This window comes from Pseudomonas persica (genome assembly GCF_900291015.1).
Taxonomy (GTDB): Bacteria; Pseudomonadota; Gammaproteobacteria; order Pseudomonadales; family Pseudomonadaceae; genus Aquipseudomonas.
In genome coordinates, this window is sequence record NZ_OLKL01000419.1 from 1 (window position 1) to 230 (window position 230).

The 230-nt window shown below is 27.4% G+C and carries 1 protein-coding gene; it reads right to left on the reverse strand.

The genetic code is table 11. From position 1 onward, the window contains the following. A partial coding sequence (locus tag FQ664_RS27460; RefSeq protein ID WP_178091140.1) for a hypothetical protein occupies positions 1–230 on the reverse strand: 230 nt, incomplete at both ends.

Genomic DNA, 230 nt, shown 5'->3' on the forward strand with positions numbered 1-230 from the left:
TTTGTAAGCTGATTGCGTAATTTTTTAGTTTTCTCTTTTTCGGCTTTAGCTTCTTTAATTTCTCTAATTGTGTTTTCAATTTTTGCATTTAGATTTTTTACAACACTATCAACTTGTTTTTGGGCATCGTTTATTATTTTTTGCCTTTCTTTTTTTATACTGAGAAGTTTTTCTTCATACTCGGCATTTAAGTCTTCAAATCTTTTTTCTTGTTTTCTTATAGCTACTCT